We start from the raw sequence: 2320 nt of genomic DNA, 5'->3' as shown, positions 1-2320 counted from the left end.
CCTTTGAGCACCTAAGACAAAAAGATTAAGGCGTCTATGCCGATGTTGTAGCCGGTCAGGAACATCTCCGGCACCACCAGCAAATCCGCGCCCTTGGCCTCCAGCGCCAGTTGATGCAGGCGTTGCAGGTTGCCTGCGACATCCAGGGGCAGCGGTGGACATTGGTAAAGGGCTACGCGCATTTCGGATTCCTCTTACTCGGGCAGGGCGATCGGACCGATCTCGTTGAACACATCTCCTGGACCCGGGTTTTCAGCGTGAGTTTCACCGCCGAAGTGTTTCATGATGCCCCACACCGCGTTGAGCGAGGTCTGCACCGCGCCTTCAACCCACGCCGGTGTCCATGAAACGTCATCGCCGGCGATGAAAATCCCGCGTTGCTCGGGCGGCATGTCGTCCTGCATGAAGTGCGCGTACATGCGCTGGTTGTAGCGGTAGTGACCGGGCAGGGCGCCCTTGAAGGCCCCGAGGAAATGCGGGTCGGCTTCCCACGACACGGTGATCGGATCGCCGATGATCCGCGCGGCGATGTCGACTTTCGGGTAGATCTTCTTCAACGCATCCAGCGCCAGCTTCACGCGCTTTTCCACTGGCTGTGGAAGCATTTTCAGGGCGTCGCTCATCCATGAGTACGACAGGCAAATCACCCCAGGCTTGTCGTCGCCGTTATCGAACAAGTACGTGCCACGGGTCAGGCGATCAGTGAGGGTCATGCTCATCAGGTCGCGGCCGGTTTCCGGGTCTTTGTCCTTCCAGAACGGGCGGTCGACCATCACGAAAGTTTTCGACGACTGCATGTAGCGGGTACGGTCCAGGGCCATCCACATCTTTTGCGAGAACAGGCTCTCGTCGCATTCGATCTGGGTGGTCAGCAGCCAGCTCTGGCAAGTGGTCAGCACCGCTGCGTATTCGCGGGTGTCGCCCCAGTTGTCGGTGACCGCAAAACGGCCGCCTGCCGCGTGGGCAATTTTCTTCACGCCGGTACGTGGTGCGCCGTTGTGCAGCGAGCTGAGGCTGGTGCCTTCCGGCCAGTGCACGCAACGCTCCGGCACATGGCGCCAGATGCCTTGCGGCACTTGTTCCACGCCGCCGACCACCAGGTGCTGGTGATCGTCGCAGTTGGTCATCACCACGCGGAAGATTTCCAGCATCGAGTTGGGGAAGTCCGAGTCCCAGCCACCGGTGCCGAAACCGACTTGGCCGAACACTTCGCGGTGATGGAAGGAGAGCTTGGCGAAGGCTTTGGAGGTGGCGACGAAATCGTAGAACGTGCGGTCGTCCCACAACGGCACCAAGGTGTTCCACAATTCCTTGAGGCGCGGCACGTCGCGATCGCGGATCGCCTGCTGGATCTCGCCGAAGCGCGAACCGTCTTCCAGGGCATCGGCCCAAGCGTCAGCCACTTCCTGGAACAGTGCAGGAAGATCCGCCAGTTTCTGTGCGTAATGGGTTTTGCCTTCCAGATCGATCACCGTGCTGCCAGACGCGGGGGTCAGCGGGTTCGGGAAGGGCTTGGTCTCGAGGCCGAGTTTGTCGACGTAGTGATAAAACGCAGTGGACGACACCGGGAAGCGCATGCCGCCGAGCTCGGCGATGATGCCTTCGGCACCGTTGAACGCCTGGGAGCGCAGACGACCGCCCATTTTCGAGGCTTCGTAGACGACAGGTTTCAGGCCCAGTTTCATCAGTTCATAGGCGGCCACCAGACCGGCAATGCCAGCCCCGACGATCGCCACTTCGGCGCCGTGATTGTGTGCTGGAATGCTGCCCAGCCCGGCCGGGTGCTCGATCCAGTCGTCGAAGGCGAAAGGAAAATCCGGGCCGAAAATAGTGACTGGTTTTTTACCGTCTGCAGGATGGCGATTGTTCTTGTTCATGGCTGACCTTGCTGGCGACCCGACGCAGGATGCGCGTCTGAGTATAGGAAAAGATGGCAGCCATTCTAGAGAGCGTAGAACACGTTAATAAGACGCAATGTGTCGTCGTTTTGCTAATTGTTTTATCAATATGACGATTTATCACTACATATTGTAGGAGCGAGGCTTGCCTGCGAAGAGGCCCGACCAGACACCGAAGACCTACCGGCGGAAATTCAAACCGGCTGCCCCCGATCAATCTTGCTGCTCAGGATGATCGAAGTCGTCGTCTTCTCCACCCCATCCACACTGCCGATCTGATCCAGCAACTGATCCAGCTGCTCCGGCGAATCGGTGCGCAACCACGCCACATAATCAAACTCGCCACTCACCGCACACAGCTGCTGCACCTGAGCCATGGCGCTAAGTCGTCGCAGCACTTCCTTGCCAGATCTCGGTTGCAC

Annotated in this window: 2 protein-coding genes and 1 pseudogene; all 3 read right to left on the bottom strand. The window is 59.3% G+C overall.

From position 1 onward, the window contains the following. Positions 1 to 14 precede the first annotated feature (14 nt). A pseudogene (locus AC1DLB_RS27965) lies at positions 15 to 182 on the bottom strand (nitrilase-related carbon-nitrogen hydrolase); the annotation flags it as partial. A gap of 12 nt (positions 183 to 194) precedes the next feature. After that, positions 195 to 1877: a flavin monoamine oxidase family protein gene (locus tag AC1DLB_RS27960; RefSeq protein WP_018928833.1), complete on the bottom strand. Its 1683-nt coding sequence runs from the start codon at positions 1875 to 1877 to the stop codon at positions 195 to 197. Positions 1878 to 2092: 215 nt separating this feature from the next. Then, the coding region (locus tag AC1DLB_RS27955) for an Lrp/AsnC ligand binding domain-containing protein (protein WP_477786078.1) at positions 2093 to 2320 on the bottom strand (228 nt) is incomplete at its 5' end.

Source organism: Pseudomonas sp. 05N434 (assembly GCF_056396965.1).
Note: the sequence above shows the minus strand (reverse complement) of the source record. Positions and strands in the feature narration are given on the sequence as shown.

Bases quoted from the DNA above. Each gene is read 5' to 3' on its own strand.
- AC1DLB_RS27960 (WP_018928833.1), bottom strand. From the start codon at position 1,877: ATGAACAAGAACAATCGCCATCCTGCAGACGGTAAAAAACCAGTCACT.